26 protein-coding genes are annotated in these 26,675 nt (G+C 55.7%); 12 read left to right on the top strand and 14 right to left on the bottom strand.

Annotation, left to right across the window (positions count from 1 at the left end):
• Window positions 1-8 precede the first annotated feature (8 nt).
• Genes purH through OCA8868_RS13160 form a run of 3 tightly spaced genes read right to left on the bottom strand, consistent with a single transcriptional unit; the run spans window position 9 to window position 4,704 of the window.
• Window positions 9-1,598, bottom strand: a complete 1,590-nt coding sequence (purH, locus tag OCA8868_RS13170) for a bifunctional phosphoribosylaminoimidazolecarboxamide formyltransferase/IMP cyclohydrolase (protein WP_093997222.1) — start codon at window positions 1,596-1,598, stop codon at window positions 9-11.
• A 19-nt stretch (window positions 1,599-1,617) separates the two neighbouring features.
• The gene (locus tag OCA8868_RS13165) at window positions 1,618-3,387 is read right to left on the bottom strand and encodes a heparinase II/III family protein (protein WP_093997042.1); all 1,770 of its coding nucleotides are present in this window, start codon (window positions 3,385-3,387) and stop codon (window positions 1,618-1,620) included.
• 39 nt (window positions 3,388-3,426) lie between these two features.
• Window positions 3,427-4,704 carry an RsmB/NOP family class I SAM-dependent RNA methyltransferase gene (locus OCA8868_RS13160; RefSeq protein WP_093997041.1) on the bottom strand — a complete coding sequence of 426 codons (1,278 nt, stop codon included), beginning with the start codon at window positions 4,702-4,704 and terminating at the stop codon, window positions 3,427-3,429.
• 65 nt (window positions 4,705-4,769) lie between these two features.
• Here OCA8868_RS13160 and OCA8868_RS13155 point away from each other — a divergent pair, with 65 nt between their 5' ends.
• Entirely contained in the window at window positions 4,770-4,946 is a 177-nt protein-coding gene (locus OCA8868_RS13155; protein WP_093997040.1) for a DUF1674 domain-containing protein, read from the top strand.
• A 28-nt stretch (window positions 4,947-4,974) separates the two neighbouring features.
• On the opposite strand, the gene dapB is transcribed toward OCA8868_RS13155, so the two are convergent.
• The gene (dapB, locus tag OCA8868_RS13150) at window positions 4,975-5,790 is read right to left on the bottom strand and encodes a 4-hydroxy-tetrahydrodipicolinate reductase (RefSeq protein WP_093997221.1); all 816 of its coding nucleotides are present in this window, start codon (window positions 5,788-5,790) and stop codon (window positions 4,975-4,977) included.
• Window positions 5,791-5,859: 69 nt separating this feature from the next.
• Between dapB and rbfA the strand changes: the two genes are divergently transcribed.
• The 3 genes from rbfA to truB all read left to right on the top strand — a co-directional run bounded on the left by rbfA (window position 5,860) and on the right by truB (window position 7,955).
• The gene (gene rbfA / locus OCA8868_RS13145; protein WP_093997039.1) at window positions 5,860-6,276 is read left to right on the top strand and encodes a 30S ribosome-binding factor RbfA; all 417 of its coding nucleotides are present in this window, start codon (window positions 5,860-5,862) and stop codon (window positions 6,274-6,276) included.
• Window positions 6,276-6,986, top strand: coding sequence for a phosphodiester glycosidase family protein (locus tag OCA8868_RS13140; protein WP_093997038.1), 711 nt, complete (start codon window positions 6,276-6,278; stop codon window positions 6,984-6,986). Before rbfA ends, OCA8868_RS13140 begins: the two co-directional genes overlap by 1 nt.
• A gap of 66 nt (window positions 6,987-7,052) precedes the next feature.
• Window positions 7,053-7,955, top strand: a complete 903-nt coding sequence (gene truB, locus OCA8868_RS13135; RefSeq protein WP_093997037.1) for a tRNA pseudouridine(55) synthase TruB — start codon at window positions 7,053-7,055, stop codon at window positions 7,953-7,955.
• Between the two features lie 17 nt (window positions 7,956-7,972).
• Here the strand turns inward: truB and OCA8868_RS13130 are convergent, their stop codons facing one another.
• Window positions 7,973-8,341: a VOC family protein gene (locus tag OCA8868_RS13130; protein ID WP_093997036.1), complete on the bottom strand. Its 369-nt coding sequence runs from the start codon at window positions 8,339-8,341 to the stop codon at window positions 7,973-7,975.
• 63 nt (window positions 8,342-8,404) lie between these two features.
• Here OCA8868_RS13130 and OCA8868_RS13125 point away from each other — a divergent pair, with 63 nt between their 5' ends.
• The 7 genes from OCA8868_RS13125 (at window position 8,405) to OCA8868_RS13095 (ending at window position 15,501) form a co-directional block, all read left to right on the top strand.
• Window positions 8,405-8,917 (top strand): DUF1643 domain-containing protein, encoded by a 513-nt coding sequence (locus OCA8868_RS13125; RefSeq protein WP_093997035.1) that lies wholly within the window; start codon window positions 8,405-8,407, stop codon window positions 8,915-8,917.
• 152 nt (window positions 8,918-9,069) lie between these two features.
• On the top strand, window positions 9,070-9,960 hold the full coding sequence (locus OCA8868_RS13120; protein ID WP_093997034.1) for a calcium-binding protein: 891 nt from the start codon (window positions 9,070-9,072) through the stop codon (window positions 9,958-9,960).
• 164 nt (window positions 9,961-10,124) lie between these two features.
• Complete coding sequence (gene rpsO / locus OCA8868_RS13115; protein WP_073145673.1) at window positions 10,125-10,394, top strand: 30S ribosomal protein S15; 270 nt, start codon at window positions 10,125-10,127, stop codon at window positions 10,392-10,394.
• 157 nt (window positions 10,395-10,551) lie between these two features.
• On the top strand, window positions 10,552-11,646 hold the full coding sequence (locus OCA8868_RS13110) for a THUMP domain-containing class I SAM-dependent RNA methyltransferase (protein WP_093997033.1): 1,095 nt from the start codon (window positions 10,552-10,554) through the stop codon (window positions 11,644-11,646).
• Between the two features lie 179 nt (window positions 11,647-11,825).
• Window positions 11,826-13,958, top strand: a complete 2,133-nt coding sequence (pnp, locus tag OCA8868_RS13105; protein ID WP_093997032.1) for a polyribonucleotide nucleotidyltransferase — start codon at window positions 11,826-11,828, stop codon at window positions 13,956-13,958.
• A gap of 162 nt (window positions 13,959-14,120) precedes the next feature.
• Window positions 14,121-14,675 (top strand): L,D-transpeptidase, encoded by a 555-nt coding sequence (locus OCA8868_RS13100; RefSeq protein WP_093997031.1) that lies wholly within the window; start codon window positions 14,121-14,123, stop codon window positions 14,673-14,675.
• A 148-nt stretch (window positions 14,676-14,823) separates the two neighbouring features.
• The gene (locus OCA8868_RS13095; protein ID WP_093997220.1) at window positions 14,824-15,501 is read left to right on the top strand and encodes an aquaporin; all 678 of its coding nucleotides are present in this window, start codon (window positions 14,824-14,826) and stop codon (window positions 15,499-15,501) included.
• Window positions 15,502-15,576: 75 nt separating this feature from the next.
• Here the strand turns inward: OCA8868_RS13095 and OCA8868_RS13090 are convergent, their stop codons facing one another.
• Window positions 15,577-16,230 carry a peroxiredoxin gene (locus OCA8868_RS13090; protein ID WP_093997030.1) on the bottom strand — a complete coding sequence of 218 codons (654 nt, stop codon included), beginning with the start codon at window positions 16,228-16,230 and terminating at the stop codon, window positions 15,577-15,579.
• Between the two features lie 174 nt (window positions 16,231-16,404).
• Between OCA8868_RS13090 and OCA8868_RS13085 the strand changes: the two genes are divergently transcribed.
• Entirely contained in the window at window positions 16,405-17,418 is a 1,014-nt protein-coding gene (locus OCA8868_RS13085; RefSeq protein ID WP_093997029.1) for a serine/threonine protein kinase, read from the top strand.
• Here OCA8868_RS13085 and OCA8868_RS13080 read toward each other — a convergent pair.
• The 8 genes from OCA8868_RS13080 to msrC all read right to left on the bottom strand — a co-directional run bounded on the left by OCA8868_RS13080 (window position 17,415) and on the right by msrC (window position 26,369).
• Window positions 17,415-18,062, bottom strand: coding sequence for an RluA family pseudouridine synthase (locus tag OCA8868_RS13080; protein WP_093997028.1), 648 nt, complete (start codon window positions 18,060-18,062; stop codon window positions 17,415-17,417). The two genes, OCA8868_RS13085 and OCA8868_RS13080, sit on opposite strands and share 4 nt — an antisense overlap.
• Window positions 18,059-18,949 (bottom strand): EamA family transporter RarD, encoded by an 891-nt coding sequence (rarD, locus tag OCA8868_RS13075; RefSeq protein WP_093997027.1) that lies wholly within the window; start codon window positions 18,947-18,949, stop codon window positions 18,059-18,061. Before rarD ends, OCA8868_RS13080 begins: the two co-directional genes overlap by 4 nt.
• Window positions 18,950-19,019: 70 nt before the next feature.
• Complete coding sequence (locus OCA8868_RS13070) at window positions 19,020-21,458, bottom strand: GcvT family protein (protein WP_093997026.1); 2,439 nt, start codon at window positions 21,456-21,458, stop codon at window positions 19,020-19,022.
• Window positions 21,459-21,479: 21 nt separating this feature from the next.
• A complete protein-coding gene (locus tag OCA8868_RS13065; protein ID WP_093997025.1) occupies window positions 21,480-22,349 on the bottom strand; it encodes a homocysteine S-methyltransferase family protein in 870 nt (289 codons plus the stop codon).
• Window positions 22,346-24,796, bottom strand: coding sequence for a GcvT family protein (locus OCA8868_RS13060; RefSeq protein WP_093997024.1), 2,451 nt, complete (start codon window positions 24,794-24,796; stop codon window positions 22,346-22,348). Before OCA8868_RS13060 ends, OCA8868_RS13065 begins: the two co-directional genes overlap by 4 nt.
• A 2-nt stretch (window positions 24,797-24,798) precedes the next feature.
• The gene (locus OCA8868_RS13055; protein ID WP_093997219.1) at window positions 24,799-25,173 is read right to left on the bottom strand and encodes a GFA family protein; all 375 of its coding nucleotides are present in this window, start codon (window positions 25,171-25,173) and stop codon (window positions 24,799-24,801) included.
• 101 nt (window positions 25,174-25,274) lie between these two features.
• On the bottom strand, window positions 25,275-25,844 hold the full coding sequence (locus OCA8868_RS13050; RefSeq protein ID WP_093997023.1) for a helix-turn-helix domain-containing protein: 570 nt from the start codon (window positions 25,842-25,844) through the stop codon (window positions 25,275-25,277).
• Window positions 25,845-25,907: 63 nt separating this feature from the next.
• The gene (gene msrC / locus OCA8868_RS13045) at window positions 25,908-26,369 is read right to left on the bottom strand and encodes a free L-methionine (R)-S-oxide reductase MsrC (RefSeq protein WP_093997022.1); all 462 of its coding nucleotides are present in this window, start codon (window positions 26,367-26,369) and stop codon (window positions 25,908-25,910) included.
• Window positions 26,370-26,675 lie beyond the last annotated feature (306 nt).

The raw sequence follows: 26,675 nt of genomic DNA, 5'->3' as shown, positions 1-26,675 counted from the left end.
ACGAATTGTTAGTGCCGAAAATGGCGCATACCCGTAAACACCATCGCGAGCCCTGCCTCATCAGCGGCCGCAATCACTTCGTCATCCCGCATAGACCCACCCGGTTGGATCACACAAGACGCACCCGCCGCCGCGGCTTCAAGCAAACCATCGGCAAATGGGAAAAACGCATCGGACGCTACAGCCGAACCCTTGGCAAGGCTCTCAGACAACCCAAGTGCATCCGCCATGCGTTGCGCCTTTGTCGCGGCAATCAAAGCAGAATCGAGGCGCGACATTTGCCCAGCGCCAACACCAACCGTCGCGCCGTCTTTGACGTAGACTATTGCGTTGGATTTAACGTGCTTGGCAACTTTCCAAGCGAACAGCAAATCGACCAGTTGTTCGTCCGTCGGCGCAACCTTGGTCACAACCTTAAGATCAGCCGCCGCAATATGGCCGTTATCCTTGTTCTGCATCAGGTATCCGCCGGACACTTGGCGAATGGTTTCGGCAACCGCCATCGGATCAGCCAAACCACCTGTCGTCAACAAACGCAGGTTTTTCTTGGCAGCGAACATCGCCTTGGCTTCATCCGTAACGGACGGCGCAATAACAACTTCGGTAAAGATGCCAGTGATCGCTTCGGCAGTCTGAGCGTCCAGCTCACCATTCAACGCGATGATGCCGCCAAACGCAGACGTCTGATCGCATTCAAATGCCTTCTGATAGGCCTCCGCCAATGTCGCGCCTTTGGCAACACCACATGGGTTCGCATGTTTGATGATCGCAACAGCGGGGCCATCAGCCGCGCTAAATTCACTGACCAGTTCGAACGCCGCGTCGGTGTCGTTGATGTTGTTGTAGGACAACTCCTTACCCTGATGCTGAGTCGCCGTCGCTACACCGGGGCGGTTGGAGCCATCGGTGTAAAACGCCGCCGCTTGGTGCGGGTTTTCGCCGTAGCGCAATGTTTGCGCCAGTGTTCCTGCAACTGCCTTGCGGCGTGGCGTAACATCACCAATCGCACCAGCCATCCATGTGCTGACAGCCGCATCATAAGCCGCTGTACGTGCATACGCGGTTTGTGCCAACGTCTGGCGGAACGCAAAAGATGTCGCACCGTCGTTGGCATCAAGTTCAGCCAACAGTGCGTCGTAGTCTTCAACATCAACAAGCACGTTCACAAAGGAATGGTTTTTCGCAGCCGCACGGATCATCGCTGGGCCGCCGATGTCGATGTTTTCAATCATCTCGTCATATTCAGCGCCACGGGCCAAAGCAGCCTCAAACGGATACAGGTTCACGACCAACAAATCGATCGCACTGATGTTATGCTCCTCCATCGCTGCGACGTGTTCATCGTTGTCACGCAGCGCCAAAAGGCCGCCGTGCACACCTGGGTGCAGCGTCTTTACGCGCCCGTCCATCATCTCAGGGAAGCCTGTCACATCCGCCACATCGCGCACCTCAAGCCCCGCATCACGAAGCGCCTTGGCACTTCCACCCGTCGAGAGCAGCTCAACACCGCGCGCCGCGAGCGCCTTTCCCAATTCAATTAGTCCGGTCTTGTCAGAAACAGACAGCAAAGCACGGGAAATAGGGTGAAGGTCAGTCATGTGGGCCCCCTCAGGCAAATCAATCATCCAGTTCCGACCCGGTTTCTTGTACGTCACGCAACGCAGTTGGCGTGTCTTGCGCTTTGGACAAGGACCAGCGGATGCGGGTCGCATATGTCATTGCGCGCCCGGATAAAACCACCTGTTGCGTGGCACGAGGGCGCAGGCGGCCATTTTCTAGAAAAACTGACGGTACAAGGCGCAATTCACCGGCTCCGTCATGGCGGAACACCCAGATTTCGCCAGACTTTTGCGTCAACGAAATGGCGGCTCCTCCCAAATCAATCTCTGCATCAACTTCAGGATGAAGGTGAAACCGCACAGACCAAGGGATGCCCTGTAGCTTTTCGCCGTCCAGCGCCCGATCAAACCTAGGCTCGTCTACCTCGTCGAGAATCGTCAACAGGTCTTCACCCGCCAATGCGCGCCCGTCTTGGCTCAGGTCCAGCGTTCGGACATGGGTCAGACCGTGTGATGCACGATATCCGTCTTGGGCCATCGCAAGGCGGCTGCCATCCTTAAGCGCTGTAATCTCGGACTGAACATCCTTGGGGCCCACGCTCAATCGTTCCACCCCATCTTTGCCAATCACAATCCGCGAAGATGATACGCCCTCAATCGAAAGCGTTGAGTGGCTCGGCGTGGCCCGCCCAGCGCGGCGCCATTCAGGGCCAAAACTGCTGCCCGATCCGCAATTCACGATCAACGGGCGCCGTCCCGACGTAAGCTCAAATGCAAGGGTCGAAGCATGCGCTTCGGCGTCCGCCGCACCACCCGGAGGGGGCGCAACATCAGCGATTAAGCTAGTCCGCCCCGCGTGCAAACGCCCGTAACCCATGTGCAACCCGTTGTCAGGTTGCTCCATGGTGCCAACTGAAGCCAGCGCCTGATCAAGCCAACCATCCAACCCTCGCCCGCCACCATGAAACCGTGCCAACCCGCCGTCAGAATGGCGCATCGCTCGCAACGCAGGCGCAATCCGCACCATAGAGGCGGTCAACGATTGAGGAACTTCACGCTCTGCATCTCGCAAGGCTGAATCAACCCACGTAAATAGGGTTAGTATTTGAAGTAGTTCTTCGGGATTGCGTGATGGAATTCCACCATCAGGCCCGATCTGGCTTTTGCAATCGCGCTTCAGAACCGCAATCGCTGGTTCAATGCGGTCTTCCATGCCTTGCAGCGATAAACCGGCGTAGATCATGCCCGCCAAAGCCTCAAACCGTGGCAGCCCAGCGCGTGCGACATGCCAACGTCGCGACAGAAAAATCGCCTGTTGCGCGGCTGATCGAAAATAGGCTTCAGATGTTTCTTTGTCCGCACCACGCAGCAGGAAGAAACCATGCGCGATCCAGCGGATCAGGCGGCGCCCCGTAATGTCCGGCGTCCAGCCTGCCCCACGCCCGTGGCCGTAACGCTCAATCCAATCAACCATCCAGCTTTGTGCCGTCTGGCGCGCCTTCACGTCCCCGACCGCAGCCAAATCATCAAGCCACTCAAACCCATGCGCCGAATTCGTTGAGGTATCCACGCGCTCAGCCGCTTCCCAAATGCTAACACTTGGGGCTTCGATCAGATGGCCAGAGAATAGAAAATTGCCCGCGAGCAGCTGACGGCCACGCGCATAATGGCCAATCATCTTGGGTTCAGGATTAGATTGAAAGCCCGTTGCGGGCCGCGAACGCGCCGCACGCCGCGCATGCAGCCGGTTCATCAGACGCACGCGTCTTGAATAGGTGTCAGTTGTGTCGACCACGTCGTCTTGCCTCTCGCCCGTGCTATTCAGCATCTTTGCGTTAAGGACTTATACGTTGGGTCGCGCCCTAAGTCACTGGGGCTTTCGCAATTGCGCGATGTAAAAGCCGTCCATCCCGCCTTTGTCAGCCCAATAATCAGGCCGCAAACGCAGCCCGCCGTCCTCAGTACGCCATGCAGCATCAATACCCGCGCGCTCAAGCACAGCTGGTTCGACTGTCAGACCCTTGTGGCGTTCAAGCGCCTCTTCGACCTGCACTTCACCTTCATCAGGCAGCAGTGAACAGGTGCAAAACACCAATCGCCCACCCGGTTTCAACAGGCTTAGCGCGTGGTCAATCATCCGTGCTTGCTGATCAATCAACATCCCGAATTCGGACCCATCTTTTGCGTAGGGCAAATCTGGATGACGGCGGATCGTGCCCGTCGCAGAACACGGCGCATCCAGCAAAATCGCATCGAAACCATCTTCGGTGAATGCAAACGCGTCCGACTTAACCGTTTTGGCGCTCAACCCTGTGCGTTTGAGGTTCTCACCCACACGGATCATACGCCCCTCAGAGGAATCCACAGCCGTCACATCCGCGCCAGCGGCAGCCAATTGCATCGTCTTTCCGCCCGGTGCGGCACACAGGTCAAGGATTTTCTCACCCTTTTGCGGATCAAGAACCATCACCGGTATCGCGGCAGCGGCATCTTGCACCCACCAATCGCCAACCTCAAAACCGGGCAAAGCCGACACTTGGCCGGCATCGCGCAGCCGGATGGACCCCGTCGGCAAAATTTCGCCCTTTAGCGCTTCATTCGCGGCCTCCACATCACCTTTGACGGAAATGTCCAGCGGCGCACCGGCAAACTGAACCGCTTCGATCGCGGCAATAACCTCAGGGCCGTATGCGTCTTTAAGCGGCTTGCGCAACCAACCAGGCATGCGTGGCAGCGCCAATTTGGCCCAACCTTCCGGACCTTCAGCAGCAACCTTGCGCAAAACCGCGTTCACCAAGCCCTTCATGGACGATGTGCGCTTGTTGCGCGCCACCATCTCAACGCCGGCGTTCACAACACCATGCGCCGCTTCTCCACCGGCCAATTCAACTGTACAAAGGCGCAGCACATTGCGCACCTGCAACGGCGGTGTCTTCTGCAAAAACCGCGCAAGCATCCGATCCGCACGCGCCAAGCCGCGCAATGTCTCTGTCGCTAGGCGCTGGGCGCGGGCACGATCTTCCGGCGATAGGTGCTGCAACGCCCCCTCACCGATCACTTCGGGGAGCAATTTGCCTTCTCCGGTGACCTGATCGAGCATGTAAAGTGCGGCCCTGCGTGGCCCGAGGCCCTGTTGCTGCGACATTTGTTATCCTTGGCTATTGATCGCTGCGGGGTATATCACACAACTAACCGCCGCAAGGAGCCGACATGAGCGATCTCGACAAAGACCTGCCCGATGCAGCAAAACGCGCCCTCGCAGAAGCGCAGGAACGCAAAAAGAAAGCCAAAGCGTTGGATTTGCCGGACGAACTAGGCGGCCGCGACGGGCCAGAGCCAGTGCGTTTCGGCGATTGGGAGAAAAAGGGAATCGCCGTCGATTTCTGATCTGGCGGCTAAATCCCCCTAATTCCGCTCAGTCGCCTAAACCCAACACGTCAAACATGTCATAGCTGCCGGGTTTTTTATCCTGCCCCCAAAGTGCGGCCTTCAAAGCCCCCCGCGCAAAAATCGCACGGTCCGTGGCAATATGGGTCAGCTTGATGCGTTCACCAGCGGCAGCAAACAGTACATCGTGTTCCCCAACGATATCGCCGCCGCGAATTGCGCTAAACCCGATGTCACCGCGCTGACGCGCACCCGTAATCCCGTCACGGCCAGAATCACTGACATCCTTTAGGGAAACACCGCGCCCTTCAGCCGCAGCTTCGCCGAGCATCAAAGCCGTACCAGATGGCGCGTCTACCTTGTGATGGTGGTGCGCTTCGGTGATTTCGATATCAAAATCCTCATCCAGCGCCGCCGCAACCTTTTTAGTAAGCTTTGCCAACAGATTAACACCAAGCGACATGTTCCCAGCGCGCACAATCACGGCGTGACGGGCCGCTGCATCCAAATGGGCGATGTCATCTTCGGTCAACCCCGTCGTCCCAATCACATGAACCGCTCGCGCTTGCGCAGCCAACTCAGCGAAGCCAATCGTCGCGGCTGGTGCCGTAAAATCAATAACCGCTTGGGCTTTTGCGAATGTTTCAACCGGATCATCGCTCACGGTTACACCTATCGCGGCGCCCCCCATGGTGACACCAACATCCTGACCGATCCAATCATGACCCGAACGTTCCAACACACCGACCAATTTGCACGCTTCAGACGCCTTCACAGCATTAATCAACATCTGACCCATACGGCCAGATCCACCTGTTACCACAATCCCTGGCAAATCCGTCATGTCGTTTCCTTCTTTCACATTGGCGTTGGCGTGCTTGGCAAGCCGTTCCACACCCCTTACATGGGCAGAATGGCAAAGAACAGTTTTCAAGGTAAAGACGGTCCCTCAACGCGGCAATTGCGCGTTGGCGAACTGATCCGTCGCACAATGTCGCAACTCTTGCAGCGCGGTGAGGTCCACGACCCCGATCTGCAACGCATGTCCATCACCGTGGGCGAAGTGCGCATGACACCCGATCTTTCGATCGCGACCTGCTTCGTGCTGCCGCTTGGTGGCAAAGACGCAGACCTCGCGATTGCAGCTTTGGCCCGCAACAAAGGCGAGCTACGGCACCTGATTTCCAAGGACGTGAAGCTTAAAGTGACACCGGACCTGCGCTTTCGCATCGACGACATGTATGACCGCATGGACGCAACCCGCGCCATGTTCGCTGAAGACCGCGTCGCCAAGGACGTAGCCGCACCAGAATCCACCGAGGAAGAATAATGCGCTGGCTGGCCGCACTCGCGCTGCTGGCATCCCCCGCTGCAGCTGTCACATGTGAAGACGTCGACCATCTCGGCGCATCCTACACTATTTGTGACGTCGGATTTGACCAAGACCTGCAGCTATTCTTGCGTGACGACAACGGTGACATTCTAGGCAGCTTTAGCGCTGTTGAAGCCCACACGCACCTGCCACTTTTGTTTGCTATGAACGCTGGTATGTATCACGAAGATCGCTCTCCGGTTGGACACTACGTTGAAGATTTCGTTGAAGAAATGCGCGTGATTTCAAACGACGGGCCGGGAAATTTTGGCCTGCTTCCAAATGGTGTTTTCTGCATTGGTGATACCTTTAAGGTTTTCGAAACCCTAGATTTTCTCGCACGTGAGCCGTTTTGCTCGGATGCAACGCAATCTGGCCCAATGCTTGTGATCGACGGTGCTTTGCATCCCCGTTTCATTCCGAACGGCACATCCAAATATATCCGCAACGGTGTCGGTACCTTTGACGATGGAACACGTGCCGTGTTCGCGATCTCAAATGAACCGGTGAACTTTCATGATTTCGCCACTCTATTTCGCGATGTAATAGGCGCAGACAACGCGCTCTATTTTGATGGCAAAGTCAGCCGCCTTCATGCCCCTGCAAACAACAGATCTGACTTTGGCTGGCAACTTGGCCCGATCATCGGTGTTCTGCCATCGCAGTAGCTACGCTTGACGACAGGTGGCGGGCAGACTACCCCGCCCGCTTGACCTGACTTCGGAGTTTTTCACATGGCACGCAAACGCAAAGGACGCGACGTTCACGGTTGGCTTGTCGTGGACAAACCTGCAGGAATCACATCCACATCTGTCGTGAACAAAGTCAAATGGGCGCTTGATGCAAAAAAGGCGGGCCACGCTGGCACCCTCGACCCTGAAGCAACCGGTGTTTTGGCCGTGGCTTTGGGCGAGGCAACAAAAACCGTTCCCTACATCACCGATGCGCTGAAGGCCTATACCTTCACCGTGCGCCTAGGTCAGAAAACCAACACCGATGACGCCGAAGGCGAAATCACCGACGAAAGCGACAAACGCCCCACCGACGACGAAATCAAAGCCCAACTCGGCCAGTTCGTTGGCGACATCATGCAAGTCCCGCCGCTGTTTTCCGCCGTGAAGATCGACGGCCAACGCGCCTACAAGCGCGCTCGCGACGGCGAAGATTTCGAAATCGCTGCCCGCCCGCTCTGGGTCGAAGAACTGCTGCTCATCGACCGCCCTGATGAAGACCACGTCACCCTTGAAATGACCTGCGGCAAAGGCGGCTACGTCCGCTCCATCGCCCGCGATCTGGGCGAGGCGTTAGGTTGTCATGGCCACGTCCGCGAACTGCGCCGCATCTGGTCCGGCCCGTTTGACGCCAAAGACGGCGTCACGCTCGAACAACTCGACGAGCACGCCAAAACCGAAGCACTTGACCATCTGATCTTGCCGCTTGAGGCTGGCCTTGATGATCTCCCCCGCGTGCACTGCCCCGAATCCAGCATCGCCAAACTGCGCAACGGCAACCCTGCGCTTGTCATGGGCGACGTTGAATATGGCGATGAATGCTGGGCCGAACATGATGGCCAAGCCATCGCCGTTGGTGTCTTCAAAGCTGGTGAAATCCACCCAACACGGGTTTTCGTGCGCTAACGAACCTCACTGGGCGGTCAACGGTGCTGGTCAATCAAGATCGGATTGCCATCAGGATCAATAACCACAAACGACCCGACACCAATTTCTTCGCCCAAATCTTGGCTCACCTCATGCCCCGCAGCTTTCACCTTGGCCTTGATATCGCGAACGTCGTCAAACGGGTTCACCTCACCCGCTGATTGATCCCAGCCCGGATTAAACGTCAGCATGTTCTTCTCAAACATGCCCTGAAACAGCCCGACAAGCGTGTCCCCGTTCTTCATGATCGCAAAATTATGCTCCACCAAACCGCCAAAATGCGTGAACCCTAGGTCCTGGTAGAAAGCCATAGACGCGGGCAGATCTTTAACCGCGAGGCTGATCGAAAATGCACCGAGTTTCATAAACTGTCCTTTCGTGTTTGCTCTACTCTAGCACAATTCACGCGACGTCGGCATAACCACCCCATGATCACGCGCACACACACCAAGGGCGATGCCCCCTCAACAGCCGTTTACTCTGACTGTGAAAGGTACCGTTATTCCCTGACGCGGGTTTGGGATGACGCAGGAACCAAAGTGCATTTCGTCATGCTCAACCCCTCCACCGCGACCGAAGTTCAAAACGACCCAACCGTTGAGCGCTGCGAGCGTCGTGCGCGTGCGCTTGGGCATGGCGGCTTTCGCGTGACCAACATCTTTGCGTGGCGCGACACGGACCCCCGCAACATGCGCGCCGCGCCCGAGCCTATCGGCGAAGCAAACGACTCCACAATCCGCGACGGGGTGGCATGGGCAGATGTCACAATCTGCGCTTGGGGCACTCATGGCGAACACCTGAACCGAGGCGCCGACGTCGCAACGCTCTTGCGTGAAACGAGTGCCAATCTCATGCATTTGGGTCTGACAAAAGCGGGCCACCCGAAACACCCGCTCTACATCACCTACACCCAACAACCCGAGCCTTGGATTACCCCCTAACGCAACAATGCGTTAACCAATTAGCTTTTGTTTTGAGGATTTTTTGGGACTTGGCCTGTATCCAAGACCTTAGACATGCCGCAGCGCGAACATGAGTCGTTGCAACTGGTGCGTCTGTTTGAACCTGTCGCTTCAACAGAAGGTCTTTTGATATGATTGCAATCCTGGGCCTCCTCGGCGTCGCTCTCGCTGGAACCGCAATGGTCGGCATTCCGATTGGGGGCGAACAAACAGACACCCCCGAACCAGACAACACCGACCATGAAACCCTTCAAAACACTGATCTGTTGGACATCGCGGAAACCAAGTCCAATCCAACAGAACCAACTGACGGTATCGTCGCCGAAACGACCGACGGTTATGACGAGTTCTTTGGCGGTGATGGCGCGGACCTCGCCGAAGGACAAGGAGGCGGCGACTATCTTGATGGCCGCGGCGGGGATGACACGTTGCAAGGCGACGACGGCGATGACCATATTCACGGCGGTGCAGGCGACGACGATGTTGCGGGCGATGACGGTGATGACTTCGTTTACGGTTACATCGGTGATGACGACATGACAGGCGGAACTGGCGACGACTCCCTCATAGCAGGTGACGGCGCTGATACCCTTGATGGCGGCGCAGGCGATGACACTTTGCTGGGCGGGCACGGCGATGACACGCTGATCGGCGGTGCGGGGAATGACAACATTCAAGGTAGTGAAGGCGATGATGTGATTGATGGCGTGACTGGCGAAGACGTCGCCGAAAAAGACTACCTCAACGGCAGCGCGGGGCGCGACACGTTGATCGGTAACGACGGTGACGTGATGTCAGGCGGCGCAGACCGTGACCGATTTGAGATCGACAGCGGAACGGTCTCCATCATGGATTACGCCGACGATGATGTTTTAGTGCTAAAATTCGACGGCACTCCACCCGAATTAACCACCCAAACCACTACAGACGGCACGATGCTGTTTGCGGACGGCGCACCTGTGGCTTCGCTTTATGGCGTGACATCATTTGATATCAACTCGGTTCAGCTTATCGCGTCCTAAACACACCTTACCGAAGCGTTTGTATTTTTCCTTTGCTTAAACGGGGGAATCTACCTATACGCCCGCAATCACCCCCCTATCTGATAGGTGGTGTTCACCCTCCACGGGCCCTGCTGGACGACATCCCGGCTTGCGCCATTCACCCTTTAGCCAAGGAGACCCCGATGTCGATTACTGCTGAAGAAAAAGCACGCTTGATGAAAGAATTCGCAACCAAAGAAGGCGACACAGGTTCGCCGGAAGTACAGGTTGCTATCCTTACATCCCGCATCACAACGCTGACTGAGCACTTCAAAACTCACAAAAAAGACAACCACGGTCGCCGTGGCCTTTTGAAAATGGTTGCTCTGCGTCGTAAGCTTCTGGACTACACCAAAGGCAAAGATGAGGCCCGTTACCAGGACCTGATCAAACGTCTCGGCATCCGTCGCTAAACCGACAATTCGCAGAATTGACGGAGCGCGCAGGCAGAGAATTCGCTCAAGAATTCGCATTGTGCACCCCCTATCAAGTTCTCGCAAAGATTTTCGAAACCGCCCAAGCATTGCTCGGGCGGTTTTGTTTTGCCCGCAAGCAGGATAGCTCTCACCAATGGACATTTTCCTCATCACCGCACCCGGACTGCAAGACTTGCTGGCAACTGAAGCCCGCGAAAAAGGGTTCAAAGTCACATCTGTAATTGGCGGCGGCGTGACCCTGCGCGGTGAGTGGCCCGAAGTCTGGCGCGCCAACCTGCAACTACGCGGCGCCAATCGCGTTCTCGCCCGCATCGGTGAATTCCGCGCGATCTATCTTTCCCAACTTGAAAAACACGCCAGCGAATTTCCGTGGGCGGAAACCCTGCTAGACGGCGCAATGGTCACGGTTGAGGCGAGCTGCAACAAATCCAAAATCTATCATGCTGGCGCGGCAACCCAACGGGTTGAAGAAGCACTGGCTGCCCAAGGTTTTTTCATCGCGCCAGCCGGAACCGAAGACAGCTTCAACATTCGTGTGCGGATTGACCGCGATATCGTCTCGCTTTCTATCGATACATCTGGTGAAGCACTTCATAAGCGCGGCCACAAAGAAGCCGTGAACAAAGCGCCGATGCGTGAAACCATGGCGTCCCTGTTCCTGCGCGACGCGGGATTCAACGGTAGAGAGCCCCTGTATGACCCGATGTGTGGTTCTGGCACCTTCCCGATCGAAGCCGCCGAAATTACTCGGCGCTTTGACAGTGGCCGCGCGCGTTCGTTCGCTTTCCAATCGCTTCCAGATTTCGATCCTGAAGCATTCGAAACCATGCGCAGCCCGACGCGCGAAGCGGCTTTCAACGTCTACGGATCTGACCGCGACGCAGGCGCCATCACCATGAGCCACGCCAACGCTGAACGTGCAGGCGTCAGCGATATTTCTAAGTTCTCGGTCAAACCAATCTCCGAAATCACGCCGCCCTGCGACGACAAAGGCCTCGTCATCGCCAACCCACCCTACGGCGGGCGCATCGGCAACAAGAAGCCGCTATTCGGGCTATATGCGTCCTTCGGGGAACGCCTAATGACAGAATTCAAGGGCTGGCGTGTTGGGATCATCACGACCGAACCCAGCCTCGCAAAGGCGACCAAGCTGCCATTCAAACCGGCGGGTCCGGTCGTCGATCATGGCGGAATGAAGGTGCGGTTGTATCAAACGGATCCGCTGTAACGAAGCCTTAAAACACAAAGCTTCCCAAACCAGCAAAACCCCTGTAAACGCCCCCCATCTGAGACGCGCGCATATGACTCCGGCGTGTGCAAAAGGAATTAGGGGTCGGTGGCAATGGGGCCACCAATGATACGAGGGACACGGGAACGCCCGTGGGTGCCCTCAAATAGGAAACGATAATGTTTACAGAAGTTAAAAAATCCATCCAGTGGGGCGAAGAAACGCTGACACTGGAAACAGGTAAGGTTGCGCGTCAGGCAGACGGCACCGTCATCGCTACATACGGCGAGACAACTGTTATGGCGAACGTCACGTTCGCAAAGAAACAAAAGCCGGGCCAAGATTTCTTCCCGCTGACAGTTCACTACGGCGAAAAATATTACGCTGCTGGTAAGGTTCCAGGTGGTTTTTTCAAACGTGAAGCACGCCCAACAGAAAAAGAAACACTGACAGCCCGCCTGATTGACCGTCCGATCCGCCCGCTGTTTGTTGATGGTTTCAAGAACGAAGTACTGGTGATCTGTACTGTTCTGTCCCACGACCTCGTTAACGACCCAGACATGGTTGCTATGATCGCCGCATCCGCTGCGCTGACAATCTCTGGCGCTCCATTCATGGGCCCAATCGCAGCTTGCCGCGTTGGTTTTGAAGATGGCGATTACATCCTCAACCCTGAAATGGACGACATGCACAAGCTGCGTGAAAACCCAGAGCAGCGTTTGGACCTTGTTGTTGCTGGCACCAAAGACGCCGTGATGATGGTTGAATCCGAAGCATACGAATTGTCTGAAGACGAAATGCTCGGCGCTGTTGAATTTGCCCACGAGCAGATTCAGCCAGTTATCGACTTGATCATTGATCTGGCCGAAGACGCCGCAAAAGAGCCATTCGACTTCTCCGCACCTGACTACTCCGACCTTGCAGCTGCTGTTGCAAAGGCTGGTGAAAAGCAGATGCGTGCAGCATTCGCGATCTCCGACAAGCAGGAACGCACAGCTGCTGTTTCTGAGGCTCGCACAGCGATCAAAGAAGCACTTACAGAAGAACAACTCGAAGACGAGAACCTCGGTTCCGCGATGAAGGGCCTTGAGGCTTCCATCTTGCGCGGTGACGTTGTTAAAACTGGCAAGCGTATCGACGGTCGTAAGACTGACGAAATCCGCGACATCGTTTCCGAGACGGGCATCCTGCCACGTACACACGGTTCTGCCCTGTTCACACGCGGCGAGACACAGGGTCTTGTTGTAACGACACTGGGTACTGGCGACGACGAGCAGATGATCGATAGCCTTCAGGGCATGTATAAGTCGAACTTCCTGCTGCACTATAACTTCCCTCCATACTCTGTTGGTGAAGTTGGTCGTTTCGGCCCTCCAGGTCGTCGTGAAATCGGCCACGGTAAGCTCGCTTGGCGTGCGCTTCAGGCGGTTCTGCCTGCGGCAACTGATTTCCCATACACCGTTCGCGTTGTGTCCGAGATCACTGAATCCAATGGCTCAAGCTCTATGGCATCCGTCTGTGGTGGCTCCTTGTCCATGATGGACGCGGGTGTTCCGCTGAAGGCACCAGTTGCTGGTGTTGCTATGGGTCTGATCATGGAAGAAGACGGTTCCTACGCGATCCTGTCCGACATCCTTGGCGACGAAGACCACCTCGGCGACATGGATTTCAAGGTTGCGGGTACCGAAAACGGCATCACATCCTTGCAGATGGACATCAAGATTGCTGGCATCACGCCAGCAATCATGAAAGAAGCTCTCGCACAGGCCAAAGCAGGCCGCGTTCATATCCTTGGCGAAATGAACAAAGCGCTGTCTTCCGCTGCTGAGTTCTCCGAGCACGCACCACGCATCGAAACGATGCAGGTTCCAACGGATAAAATCCGCGAAGTCATCGGTTCTGGCGGTAAAGTCATCCGCGAAATCGTTGAAGTGTCCGGCGCAAAGGTCGACATCAACGACGAAGGCATCATCAAGATCGCGTCTCCAAACGGCGACAGCATCAAGAAGGCCTACGACATGATCTGGTCCATCGTAGCTGAGCCTGAAGAAGGCATGGTTTACACTGGTACAGTTGTCAAAATCGTAGACTTCGGTGCATTCGTGAACTTCTTCGGTAAGAAAGACGGCCTCGTGCACGTTTCTCAAATCGAAAACCGTCGCCTGAACCACCCGTCTGACGTTCTGAAAGAAGGTCAGGAAGTTAAAGTTAAACTTCTGGGCTTTGACGACCGTGGCAAGGTTCGCCTTTCCATGAAGGTTGTTGATCAGGAAACTGGTGAAGAAATCAAAGAAGAGAAGAAGGAAGACTAAGGTCTTTTCAAATGCTCTTACAAAGGCCCCGATGGAAACGTCGGGGCCTTTTGCGTTCAACAGGTAAGGGAACCCTGACCGAGTCGTGATCAGCAGAACCTTGCCCAACATACCCAACAAAGGGCATATACAACGTAGTTAACGTATTTCTGGGGAAGATTGATGATTACGCGCCGCCATTTTCTGAACACAGCCGCTGCAACGGCTGGCCTTGCTGCAACCTCTGTGAACGCACAGGGATATCTCATTCCAGAACAGCAATTGCCGCGCATCGTGCGCATCGACCGCGATTATGCGCCCGGCGAAATTCACGTCGAACCCGGAAATTTCAAACTCTACTTTATGTTCAGCCCGGGTATGGCAATGGAATACTCCGTTGGTATCGGCCGCGCTGGTCTCTACGAATCCGGCGATTTCATCATTCAGGTCAAGAAAGAATGGCCCAGCTGGACTCCAACGCCAGAGATGATCGAACGCGACCCCGGCTCCTACCTGCAATACGAAGACGGCATGGAAGGCGGCATCAACAACCCGCTAGGCGCACGCGCGCTTTATCTGTTCAAAGGCAACCGCGACACGTTCCTGCGCATCCACGGCACCAACGCACCACGCACTATCGGCAGCGCTGTTTCCAACGGCTGCGTGCGTTTGGTGAACAGCCACATCTCAGACCTGTACAACCGCGTTCCCCTGAATACGCGCGCTGTTCTGCACTAAAAACCTGTAAAATCAGGAGTGACAAATAGGTCCCTGCGTATCGCATGGGGCCTTTTTTACAGATTTTCCCCTATGTGGAATGTGTAAATTTGCGCCACCCTCTCTGACAACTGTCCAATCAATGGGCGGAAAATGGAAAGGGAACATCATGAAAAAACCATTGGCCGAGTTTATCGGCACATTTACACTCGTCCTTCTGGGCTGCGGTTCAGCGGTCATCGCGGGCGATGCAATCGGCTTCACCGGCATCAGTTTTGCCTTCGGCCTCGCACTGATCGGCATGGCCTACAGCATAGGCGCTGTGTCCGGCTGTCACATCAACCCCGCCGTATCCTTAGGCGCAGTCGCCGCAGGCCGCATGACCATCGGCGAAGCAATTCCATACATGATTGCACAAGTCGCGGGCGCCATCACAGGCGCGTTTGCTCTTTGGGTAATCGCATCAGGCAGTGCTGGCTTTGAGGGCGGCATGGGCGCAAACGGCTGGGGTGAAGGCTACCTCGGCGAATATAACATGATGTCCGCATTCGCCTTCGAAGTCGTCGCAACCTTTCTGTTCATGGTCGTGATCCTTGGCGCAACGGGCAAAGGCGCACCCGCGGCTATGGCTGGCCTCGCGATTGGTTTGGCCCTCGTTGTCATCCACCTTGTCGGCATCAACGTAACAGGCGTTTCCGTGAACCCTGCGCGTTCCATCGGCCCAGCCCTGTTCGCAGGTGGTTCCGCCATTGCACAACTTTGGTTGTTCATCGTTGCACCGATCATCGGTGCTGTCGCTGCTGGCTTGCTGTTCAAGTCCGGCTTGCTTGACGCCGACGACGCATAAAAAGACGCCCCGCTTGCCAATCCCGTAGGGACGGTGGGCGGGGCGCCTTTGCAAAGCAAACAGCGTCGCTCAGCGTTACTCAGGCAGCTTCGCAATCCGCAGATAAGGCAGCTTGGTGTCGATAGAGCCATACTTGGCGATCGCATCTTCATCAGACACGCCCATTGGAACAACAACATCCTGACCAACAGTCCAGTTCGCAGGCGTCGCCACGTTCTCACGGGCTGCTGTCTGCAAGCCGTCAAGTGCGCGTAGAACCTCAGCAAAATTGCGCCCCACGTTCATTGGGTATGTCATGGACAGCTTCAGCTGCTTATCTGGCCCAATGATAAACACTGAACGCACAGTCGCAGAATCCGCAGGTGTACGGCCATCGGGCATGTAGGCTTCGGCTGGCAGCATGTCGAACGCCTTCGCCATAGCCAGATCGGAGTCAGCTACAATCGGAAAACCCGCCTTTGCGCCACCAACAGCTTCGATATCTGTTTTCCACTTTTTGTGTTCTTCAACACCATCAATGGAAATACCAAGAACCTTCGTGCCACGTGCTTCCCATTCATCAGCAAGCTGCGCAACTGCACCAAATTCAGTCGTACAAACAGGTGTAAAATCTTTTGGGTGGCTGAAAAGAATAGCCCAAGAATCGCCAACCCAGTCGTGCAGGTTAATCGTGCCGTGGTCTGTCTCGACTGTCATGTCAGGGATCGTGTCATTGATACGCAGGCCCATGTCGGGTCTCCTTTTCTGATTACGTTCTATGGTCATATAGGACCGGGTCGCGAACAGTTCCAGCACCCGAGGACCGCTCTGCGACCATTCGTGCCAATCAGAGGGTCAGGCCAAGGCCTTAGTAGGTATTGACGGGTCCTAGACAGACAATCGCCGCGCAGATAGGAACCTCTCATGTCTGAACGCACGCCCTTCATCCCTACAACCGTTCACAAACGTGACGAGTTCTCGGAAACGGTTTCCGGCCATCTGGAAGGGGCTGAAGACGCCAAACTGGTTCTGCGTAAACTCGACGGTGTGCCATTCTGGGCAAAACCCATCGCTAGCTTTCTTGCCCGCAAAGAGATCCGCTCATTGCGGGTAGTGACAGGCATTAAAGGCACGCCAGACCTAATCCGCGTCGATGACGAAGGCATCCTGCGCAGCTGGTCTGCAGGTATTCCGCTGAACCTCGCCAAACCTGACACGGCCGAATTTTACAAAGACGCCAAGCGTATCTTGCGCGGCATGCGCCGGCGCAATGTAACCCACAACGACCTCGCCAAGCCGCAAAACTGGCTGATGGCACCCGATGGCTCCGCCGCCGTAATCGACTTTCAGCTCGCGTCGGTTCATCGCCGCCGCGGCAAGCTGTTTCGCATCATGGGCTACGAAGACCTCCGCCATCTGGTCAAACAAAAGCGCCGCTATGCGCCTGCGCTGCTTACGCCCGCAGAAACCAAAATGCTGGCCCGCAAATCCCTTCCAACCCGCATCTGGATGGCCACCGGAAAACGCGCCTATAACGCGATCACGCGCGGGCTGTTCAGCTGGTCTGATGGCGAAGGCACGGGCAATCGCATTGCGCAAGACGGCCCATCCATCACCGCAGACCTTCTGAAAAACAGTGCCGTCCACTGCGTATCCCTCAGCCCCTTCGCGCTCCCCGCTAAGGGCATGGGCATTTACGCCTTTGTACAAACTGACCTATCTGCACAAGAGGTTCGCGCATTGATCTCTGAAACACGCGTTGAACTCATCCAGCCCGTTGCGGAGTTGCCGCGCACGGACGTCTTGGAACTGATCGCAATGAACCGCTTGGATGAGCTTGAGATCGTACTGAACGCTGAACCCGACCTTCGCGCCATAACAGACCCGATTGTCGCTGGTCGCCTGAACCTAACCGACCGCCGCCTCGACGGTCTCTAAAACGGCGCCTTCGCGCGAAACCGAACACCTTCTCCGCCATCAGGATGGCGCAGACGCAGTTCTTCGGAATGCAGCATAAGGCGGTCAAAATTCAGCGCCTCACCCGTGGCATAAAACGGATCCCCTAGGATCGGATGACCAAGGCTAAGCATATGCACTCGCAATTGATGGGAACGTCCGGTTTTTGGCATCATCCGAACACGGCTTTCGACGCCATCACTGCGCAGAACCTTCCAATCAGTCTGCGCCGCCTTGCCCGTTTCATGACACACTTTCTGAAGCGGTCGGTTTTCCCAATCGACTATCAGCGGCAAGTCCACAGTGCCAGTCTTAGGCTCTAACCTGCCCCAAACGCGGGCAACGTAGGTTTTCTTCGTCATGCGCTTTTCAAACTGCAACCCGATGTGGCGCTGGGCGTGTGGCGTCAGCGCAAAGACCATCACGCCACTTGTGTCACGGTCCAACCGGTGGATCAGCAAAGCTTGGGGAAACGCCTCTTGGACACGGGAGATCAGGCAATCCGCCAAATGCGGCCCCTTCCCCGGAACCGACAACAAACCGGTCGGTTTGTTCACGATCAGGATTTCATGATCGGCGTGGATCACATCAAGTGGGTCACTCGGTGGATTGTATTCACTGCTCATTTGCGGCGGGATCGGAACATGGAATAGGTATATAAACCCAGCGCAGCCCAGATCATTGGGAAGGCAACGGCGCGTGCGCTGCCAAAGGGTTCTTTGAACACGAAGACTGCAACCAACATGATCATCGTCGGCGCGATATACTGCATGATGCCAATGGTCGTCAGCCGTAGGCCTTTCGCGCCATTGGCATACAGCATCAGCGGCACCGCCGTCACAATACCGCACCCCATAAGCAACCACATATCAGTCGTCACCGGGACGAAATGCCCACCCCCGTTCAGCCAAAGCCAAATCAGATACCCGATAGCAAACGGCGTCAGGATCAACACCTCAAGCAAGAACCCTTGGTTCGGGCCAATCGGAAGCGAGCGTTTGAAATAGGCGTAAAAGCCCCAGCTTGTTGTCAGCGCCAGCGCCGGCCACGGCAAACTACCTGTCTCAATTGCCAATACTGCGACAGCCGCCGCGGCAAGGGCCACTGCGACCCATTGCAGGCGCATCAGCCGCTCGCCGAGCAGTACAGAGCCCAAGAGCACCGAAAACAGCGGGTTGATGTAATAGCCCAGCGCGGCATCTAAGGTTCTGTCTACCGCAATCGCCCAAACATAGACGCCCCAGTTAATCGAAATCAGCGCGGCCGTTACCCCCCCCATTGCGAGTGCTTTTGGGTCTCGTAACACCCGCCCGATATCACCCGTACGGCCCAACAAAAACAAAACCAAACCTGCGACTGGAACGGACCACAAAACTCGGTGCGAGACGACCTCAACGGCGGGGACATGCGCCAGCCATTTCAAATACAGAGGTAAAAACCCCCACAGTAGATAGGCAGAAAACGCAAAGCCGAAACCGCGCAGGGTGTCTTCATTTTGAGAGGGTGTAGCCATGCTTGCATCAGCACGATTTAAGCACCCCGGGTCAAGGGCTGGCTTACCCGAGGTGCATCGTTTTTTGTTATCAGACTTTAACGCGTTGTGATGATGGGTCGTACATTGGCTTGAGCGAGGCTTCGGCTTTCACTTTCACCCCCATCACATCGATCTCGTAGGTTGATGCCAAAACGTCTGCTGGTTTCTCACCTTTGCAGGGCACATACCCAAGGCCCATCGCTCCGCCCAAGGAATGCCCATAAGCGCCAGACGTCAGAAAACCAACCTGCTCTCCATCCCGCAAGATCGGTTCATTATGGTACAAAAGCGGCTCAGGGTCAGTGAGCTTAAACTGAACCATCCGCATATTTAGACCCTGTTCCTGCTTATCAAGCACCGCTTCGCGCCCAATGAAATTAGGTTTGTCTTTCTTGACCGCAAAGCCTAGGCCCGCCTCCATCACATGGTCTTCACAAGTGATATCATGCCCGAAATGGCGGAACCCTTTCTCGATGCGACAGGTATCCATCATGTGCATGCCACACAGCGTTAGACCCATGTCTTGGCCAGCGTTATGCAAAGTCTCAAACACATGACCCGCTTGATCTGCAGAAACGTAGACTTCCCAACCAAGCTCACCGACGTAGGTCACACGATGCACGCGGGCCATACCCATGCCGATCTCAACCTCTTGCGCCGTGCCAAACGGATTCGCATCATTGCTGAAATCCGCCGGCGAAACGGCCTGCAACAGCTTGCGGCTGTTTGGGCCCATAACGGCCAGCACACCTTCGCCCGCAGTCACATCCGTGATGACTACACTGAAATCACCACGGTTGCGTTCCATCCAGACTTGATCAGCCAGTCGAGTCGCGGCCGGAGTCACCACCAGATAGGCGGTTTCGGACAAGCGCGTCACGGTTACATCCGCTTCAATCCCACCGCGGTGGTTCAGGAACTGCGTGTAGACGATCTTACCAATCGGAACCGAATAATCGCCACCACCAACATAGTTCATGAACGCTTCGGCATCGCGCCCCTCGACCCTAATCTTACCGAAAGACGACATATCATACATGCCGACGTTCTCGCGCACGGCCTTATGTTCGGCCGCCACGTTGTCAAAGAAGTTCTGACGCTGCCAAGAATATTCATACTCCGGCGTCTGCCCGTCCTTAGCAAACCAGTTGGCACGCTCCCAACCAGACAGCTCACCCATCACCGCGCCGTGCTGCAACAGGTGCTGATGGAACGGCGTGCGCCGAATACCACGCGCAGTCGCCTTTTGGCGGTACGGGAAATGATCCGCATAAAGCAGGCCCAGCGTTTCCTTCGAACGTTCCATCAGGAACGTCTTGTTCCCCATAAACGGCTGCATGCGGCTGATGTCGACGTCGCCCAAATCAAATGGCTTTGCGCCCTCGTCCATCCACTGCGCCAGCGCCATTCCCGCGCCACCCGCAGACTGAATACCGATCGAGTTAAAACCCGCAGCGACCCAAACGTTGTCCATCTCTGGCGCCAGCCCAAGATGGTACGCATCATCCGGAGTGAAGGACTCAGGACCGTTGAAGAACGTATGAATCCCCGCATCCGCAAGCATCGGAAGGCGTTCAACCGCTGCTTCCAAAATCGGTTCAAAGTGGTCGAAATCTTCGGGCAGCTGGTCAAACTCGAAATCATCGGGGATCGGCCCCCAAGGCTTCGATTCAGGCTCGAACGCACCCAAAAGCATCTTTCCCGCGTCTTCTTTGTAGTACGCGCATTCATCCGGCACGCGCAGCACAGGCATCTGTGTTAGACCCTGAATTGCTTCGGTCACGATGTAAAAATGCTCGCAGGCTTGCAGCGGTACGTTCGTGCCAAGCATCTGGCCAACTTCGCGGCCCCACATACCCGCACAGTTCACGACGTGCTCACACTCAATCGTGCCTTGGCCGTTTTCATCTTCCCAATGCACACCCGTAATTCGGCGGCCATCACGTACAACGCCCGTCGCTTTCACGCGCTCTTTCACAACCGCGCCGCGCTGGCGCGCACCCTTGGCCAACGCCAATGCGATGTTGGCAGGGTCGCCTTGCCCATCAAGCGGCAGGTAGACACCACCAACGACACCATCAATGTTCAGATGCTCGTATTTCGCCTTCACTTCGTTTGGTGAAATCTCCTCAACATCGACACCAAAAGACCGCGCCATAGACGCTTGGCGGTAAATCTCTTCTTTACGCTCATCCGTCAGCGCAACCGTGATAGACCCGCAGCGTTTGAAACCGGTAGCAACACCAGTTTCAGTCTCTAAATCACCATAAAGCTCCTGGCTGTACTTCGCGAGCTTGGTCATATTCTGCGTCGCACGCAGCTGCGCAATCAGGCCTGCGGCATGCCACGTCGTACCCGAAGTCAGCTGCTTGCGTTCTAACAAGACAACGTCTGTCCAGCCCAATTTCGTCAGGTGGTAAGCCACCGAACAGCCAATAACTCCGCCACCAATAATGACGACGCGCGCTTTGTTTGGAAGATCAGCCATTTGTGTCGTCCTTTAAACTATCTAATGACCCGCCGCGCTCAGACGCTTGGCGATTTCGGCAATATGGGATGGGCTGACTTCACAGCAGCCCCCGATGATCGTTGCCCCTTGATCAACCCATTTCATCGCGTAGTCCGCATACATTTCCGGAGTGAAGTCGCGGCGCATACTTAGGGCGTCGACCGTCGGCTTGTCCTCCAGAAAACCATCGCTGATTTTCTCAAACCCGTTTGCATAAGCGCCATATGGCTTGCCAGAGGTCGCCAACACATCAAGCGCGGAACCAATCACTTCGGGAGTTGAGCAGTTCACCAACACCGCTTCGGCATCACCTGCCAGTGCAACGGCCTCGGCCAGTGGTTCACCGGATCGCAGCAACGTGCCGTCCTGATCGCTGACCGAGAATGAAATCCAGACCGGCTTGCCAACACTCAACGCGCCCTCAAGAATCGCGCGCGTTTGATCCAACGACACCACCGTTTCGCACAGGATCAAATCAACGCTGTCACCCGTCTGCGCAGCAACCTCCGCGAATTTAGCAACGGCCTCATCGTGGGAGGGCATCACATCCGCGCGGTAGCTGGCGCCAAGCGGCCCGATGGATCCAGCTAACCGCTTAGCACCTGATTCTTTTGCTTCACGCAAAGCGGTCTGGTGCAGCTCAGCGAACTTGCCCTCCATCGGTGTTCCGTCCAGCCGATCGTGATGGATCGCATAGGTGTTCAGGGTCGCGACGGTTGCACCGGCCGCCGTGAAATCACGGTGAACATCAGCAACCAAACCGGGATGGTCGATCATAACTTGCGTCGACCACAACGGCGTCGGCTTATCGCCTGCACGATGCACCAATTCTTGGCCCATACCACCATCCAATAGCGTTATCTGTGTCATGCGCGGATCCGCTCGTTCTTGGGATCAAACATCGGTTCATCTTCTTGGACGACGGCTTTCTGGCGTTTGCCAAACACATCAATCTCAAGCTCGGTCCCGACCGCCAAAAGGTCAACACGCACCATGCCCAGCGCAACGCACTTGCCCGTGCGATACCCCATTCCACAGGACGTAACTTCACCGACAATCTCGTCCCCATGCCAAACAGGAGCCATATAAGGCGCGTCCGTGTCACCAGCCTCCATGACCATCGTCACGAAGCCCTTTTTGCGGCCCGCTTGTTTCTCGGCCAACAGCGCAGCCTTACCTGGGAAGTCAGCCTCTTTGTCGAACTTGATGAAACGATCAAGACCACCTTCAAGCAATGAATAATCCGTGGACAAATCGCCCTTCCATGCACGGTAACCTTTTTCCAAACGCATTGAGTTCAGCGCATACATACCAAACGGTGTCACGCCCGCATCCGCCAAAGCGTCCCAAATTGCTGGCATCGCATCAGGCGCCGCGTGAATTTCCCAACCCAATTCGCCCGCAAAGGACACACGGATCATCGCCGCGTCTTGTCCGGCAACTTTGCCGTCCATGCTCACGGACAGCCAAGGCTTGCTTAGGTCATGTCCTTCAACCAACGGCGCAAGGATATCGCGTGCCTTTGGGCCTGTGACCAGCAGACATTCCACCTCGGTTGTGTGGTCCGTCACCGAAATCCCCTCAGGCGCTTGGCGCGAGAAAATCTCAAAGTCATGCCACTGCGCAGTCGCGGCGGTAATCAACCCAACATCCGTGTCTGAATGCACCATCACAGAGGTTTCCGTCAGAATACGCCCACGGCTGTCAGGGAAATATGCAAGCGTCACACGATCTGGGTTCGGCAAACGCGACGCCGTCAAGCCATCAACGAAGTCCTTCGCGCCTTCGCCTTCAACCTTGATGCGGCTAAAGCCTGTGATCGGCAGCATACCACAGCCCGTCGTAACGGCCTCAACTTCACGCTTAACCGCCACTTCCCATCGGCCATTACGGCCCCATGTTTGTGTCGATTCCTCAGATGTGTCTTCACCTTCTTTGGCGTACCAATTGGCCCGTTCCCAACCGTTGTACGCCCCGAACTGCGCGCCCGCATCTTGAAGACGCGAATGAAGCGTCGAGTGCTTCTTATCACGACCAGCAGGCCACTCATGATGCGGGAAATGCATCGCGTACTCGTGGCCATAAGTCTCAAGCGCCTTGGACAAACAGTAATCGTGATCGGCATAATCGGTGTAACGACGCGGATCACAAGACCACATGTCAATCTCGGTTTCACCGTGCATGATCCATTCGGAAAGCACCTTACCAGCACCACCACCCTGCGCGATACCGAAGGTAAAGGAATGCGCTTCAAACGCATTTTTCACGCCGGGCATCGGACCAATCATCGGCAGGCCATCGGGCGCATATGGGATCGGACCGTTGATGTTGCGCTCAACACCGCCCTCGCCCAACAGCGGCAAACGCTCCATCGCGTCCTCAATGTAGAACTCAAGGCGTTCCAGATCGTCAGGATAAAGCTGGAAACTGAAATCTTCTGGCATCGGATCCTCGGGCGTAACCCAATGCGCCTTACAATTGCGCTCATATGGGCCGAGGTTCAGACCGTGTTTGTCCTGACGTAAGTAGTAGCTGATATCGGGGTCACGGATCATCGGCATCTTCTGACCGCGCTCTTTGGTGAACGCCTCAAGCTCTGGCAACTGACCTGTCAGGAAGTACTGGTGGCTCATCACGACCATCGGCACGGTACGTCCGCCAAACGGCTTGAACATCTCACCCACACGCTGGGCGTAGTAGCCCGCGCAGTTCACAACAAACTCGCAACGGATATCGCCCTTGTCGGTCTTCACGATCCATTCGTCGCCGTCACGATCAATGCCAGTAACAGGACTGAACCGTTCAATCCGCGCACCCGCGTCACGCGCACCCTTGGCAAGCGCCTGAGTCAGCTGTGCGGGGTCAATATCGCCATCCAGCGGGTCCCATAGGCCACCTGCAAGGTCGTGGGTTTCGATAAATGGGTTATGTTCCTTCAGCTCGTCGGGGGTGCAAACATCCATCGTCAAACCCTGCGCCCACGCTTGGCCGGAAATCTTTTCAAATTCCTGCATCCGCTCTTTGGTGTGGGCCAAACGGATCGCACCAGTAACGTGGTAGTTCATCGGATAGTCAACATCCTCGGCCAGCCCGCGATACATCTCAGCGCCGTAACGCTGCATGTTCATAACAGCCCAGTTGGGGGCAAAGTTTGGAACGTTCCCAGCCGCGTGCCATGTCGAACCCGCCGTCAGTTCATTCTTCTCAAGCAATACACAATCTGTCCAACCAGCACGTGCCAGATGGAACAATGCGGACGTCCCCACGACGCCACCACCGATAATGACCACACGGGCCGTAGTTGGAAAATCTGCCATTGTTAGTGCTCCCTTTGCGGTACGCCGTCCGCGATGTCGTAATAATCGCCTTTGTCTGCGACAAAGATGTGTTTCTGTAGGTTCAACCCAGTCGGGCCATCGATCGCACCGAGCGAAAAGCTCATCGCGTCTTCATCATTCGCTTTCCAAAACAGAAAGCAGCCGCACGTCGGGCAAAACCCGCGTTTGGCTGTTTCGCTGACTTCAAACCAACGCACATCACCTTCAATCGTGAATTTTTCGACTTCGGAATACCCCGATGCCCAATGGTGCCCCGACTGCTTGCGGCACTGTCCGCAGTGACAGGCAGAAACGCTTCGCCCGCCGTCTTTGACGGTGAAAGAAACGCCACCGCAGTTGCAGCTCCCCTTCAGCACGTCACATGCCCCCCGAAGGTTGGGACGCAGCACTCGGACCTGTTGCGGCCGCAAACACCACCCGGAAAAATGCCAATATGCTCAATTCCTCAAACGTCATCTTAATACACCGGAGGCGCGATAACCCAGATCGCAACACAGGGATGCGCATGGGGGTTTTTCCAGCGGAAAGGTTCACCACGAACGCGGAAACTATCACCCGCATTCAACGAATAGGTCTTTCCCGCAATCCAAAGCTCAAGCTTGCCGGACACGACATACCCGACCTCTTGCGTCGGGCGTGTCACGGTTTCTGTGATCTCAGCACCCGGTTCGAACGTAGAATGCAGCACCTCAAAATCATCGGTCAAATCTGGTGAAAGCAGTTCTTCAACCAATCCAGCACTACGAGATCCGATTGGACGACGCGCTGTCGCACGGACGATCAAACCCTGCTCATGCTCAGGCGCGTCGGAGCGAAACAGGCTGGAAACAGACACATCAAGCGCCTTCGCGATACCGCGCAGGTCTGAAATTGACGGTTCCGATAGTCCCCGCTCAACTTGGCTAAGCCACCCAACCGAACGATCCAGCGCAATCCCCAGATCCGTCAACGTCAGGCCCCGCGCCTTTCGCAGCGCGCGGATATCAGCCCCGAGTGTTCGGCTTTCTGGTGGTAGGTCGTGAATCACTGTGACAATTCTCTCTGTTCAAGAGAGTCGTGACACGGCTTCGTGAAAATTCAAAGGATTTTTTCACGCCGCATCGCAGCGATGAAAAACCTCCGTCAAAATAGTCGTCAATTCATCCGCATCGGCCTGATCAAACGCGTCCGGCTGATTGCTGTCGATATCAAAGACGCCAAGCAGATCACCCGCACCGTTGAACACGGGAATCACCAGCTCGGACTGGGTAGAACTGGCGCAGGCGATATGCCCTTCAAAGCTATCGACATCCGCTACCAGTTGAACGTCACCCGTACGCGCGGCAGCACCACAAACACCCCGTGAAAACGGAATTTGCAGACACCCATGCCCACCCTGATACGGCCCGATCTTCAGCATTTCAGGCTCTGTTACGCGGTAAAATCCAGTCCAATCGAATCGATCATCAGAATGGTGCACCTCGCACGCTATCGTCGCCATAAGTGAAACCACATCGCTTTCGCCCTCAGTTAGGCTTCGAATAGTCTGTGTAAGAGTCTTGTAATCGGGCATGGTCGTCTCTGCTGTTAACCGCTGAATTCGAGTATTTTAGAGCCAAAGAAACAGGGTGTCATCGCTATCAATTTCCCGAGCACCAAAACTGAAGCGTTAAGTATGAAAAACCACAAAACCGCCTCAAAGTTTCCCCACGGTCACCCGAATCCAAGGTCACATTCGTCCTTGTAGCTGCATAGGCTAACCTCGGCGTCACGTGTAACAGCCCCCACCCAGTGCGAGGCGTCGAGGACTATGCGGCTCAATTTTAGTGCGCAAAGCCTTTCCCCCACCCGACATACTGCTACGGTCCCTTGAATTCGA

Origin of the sequence: Octadecabacter ascidiaceicola (assembly GCF_900185015.1) — a bacterium.
Lineage (GTDB): Bacteria > Pseudomonadota > Alphaproteobacteria > Rhodobacterales > Rhodobacteraceae > Octadecabacter > Octadecabacter ascidiaceicola.
The sequence above is the reverse complement of the archived record's forward strand: the minus strand, read 5'-3'. Positions and strand labels throughout refer to the sequence as shown.

Bases quoted from the DNA above. Each gene is read 5' to 3' on its own strand.
- rbfA (WP_093997039.1), top strand. From the start codon at position 5,860: ATGGCAAAGAACAGTTTTCAAGGTAAAGACGGTCCCTCAACGCGGCAA.
- OCA8868_RS13085 (WP_093997029.1), top strand. From the start codon at position 16,405: ATGTCTGAACGCACGCCCTTCATCCCTACAACCGTTCACAAACGTGAC.
- OCA8868_RS13065 (WP_093997025.1), bottom strand. From the start codon at position 22,349: ATGACACAGATAACGCTATTGGATGGTGGTATGGGCCAAGAATTGGTG.
- OCA8868_RS13130 (WP_093997036.1), bottom strand. From the start codon at position 8,341: ATGAAACTCGGTGCATTTTCGATCAGCCTCGCGGTTAAAGATCTGCCC.
- OCA8868_RS13120 (WP_093997034.1), top strand. From the start codon at position 9,070: ATGATTGCAATCCTGGGCCTCCTCGGCGTCGCTCTCGCTGGAACCGCA.
- OCA8868_RS13100 (WP_093997031.1), top strand. From the start codon at position 14,121: ATGATTACGCGCCGCCATTTTCTGAACACAGCCGCTGCAACGGCTGGC.
- pnp (WP_093997032.1), top strand. From the start codon at position 11,826: ATGTTTACAGAAGTTAAAAAATCCATCCAGTGGGGCGAAGAAACGCTG.
- dapB (WP_093997221.1), bottom strand. From the start codon at position 5,790: ATGACGGATTTGCCAGGGATTGTGGTAACAGGTGGATCTGGCCGTATG.
- truB (WP_093997037.1), top strand. From the start codon at position 7,053: ATGGCACGCAAACGCAAAGGACGCGACGTTCACGGTTGGCTTGTCGTG.
- msrC (WP_093997022.1), bottom strand. From the start codon at position 26,369: ATGCCCGATTACAAGACTCTTACACAGACTATTCGAAGCCTAACTGAG.
- OCA8868_RS13060 (WP_093997024.1), bottom strand. From the start codon at position 24,796: ATGGCAGATTTTCCAACTACGGCCCGTGTGGTCATTATCGGTGGTGGC.
- rarD (WP_093997027.1), bottom strand. From the start codon at position 18,949: ATGGCTACACCCTCTCAAAATGAAGACACCCTGCGCGGTTTCGGCTTT.
- OCA8868_RS13110 (WP_093997033.1), top strand. From the start codon at position 10,552: ATGGACATTTTCCTCATCACCGCACCCGGACTGCAAGACTTGCTGGCA.
- OCA8868_RS13095 (WP_093997220.1), top strand. From the start codon at position 14,824: ATGAAAAAACCATTGGCCGAGTTTATCGGCACATTTACACTCGTCCTT.
- purH (WP_093997222.1), bottom strand. From the start codon at position 1,598: ATGACTGACCTTCACCCTATTTCCCGTGCTTTGCTGTCTGTTTCTGAC.
- rpsO (WP_073145673.1), top strand. From the start codon at position 10,125: ATGTCGATTACTGCTGAAGAAAAAGCACGCTTGATGAAAGAATTCGCA.
- OCA8868_RS13080 (WP_093997028.1), bottom strand. From the start codon at position 18,062: ATGAGCAGTGAATACAATCCACCGAGTGACCCACTTGATGTGATCCAC.
- OCA8868_RS13140 (WP_093997038.1), top strand. From the start codon at position 6,276: ATGCGCTGGCTGGCCGCACTCGCGCTGCTGGCATCCCCCGCTGCAGCT.
- OCA8868_RS13155 (WP_093997040.1), top strand. From the start codon at position 4,770: ATGAGCGATCTCGACAAAGACCTGCCCGATGCAGCAAAACGCGCCCTC.
- OCA8868_RS13070 (WP_093997026.1), bottom strand. From the start codon at position 21,458: ATGGCTGATCTTCCAAACAAAGCGCGCGTCGTCATTATTGGTGGCGGA.
- OCA8868_RS13125 (WP_093997035.1), top strand. From the start codon at position 8,405: ATGATCACGCGCACACACACCAAGGGCGATGCCCCCTCAACAGCCGTT.
- OCA8868_RS13165 (WP_093997042.1), bottom strand. From the start codon at position 3,387: ATGCTGAATAGCACGGGCGAGAGGCAAGACGACGTGGTCGACACAACT.
- OCA8868_RS13160 (WP_093997041.1), bottom strand. From the start codon at position 4,704: ATGTCGCAGCAACAGGGCCTCGGGCCACGCAGGGCCGCACTTTACATG.
- OCA8868_RS13090 (WP_093997030.1), bottom strand. From the start codon at position 16,230: ATGGGCCTGCGTATCAATGACACGATCCCTGACATGACAGTCGAGACA.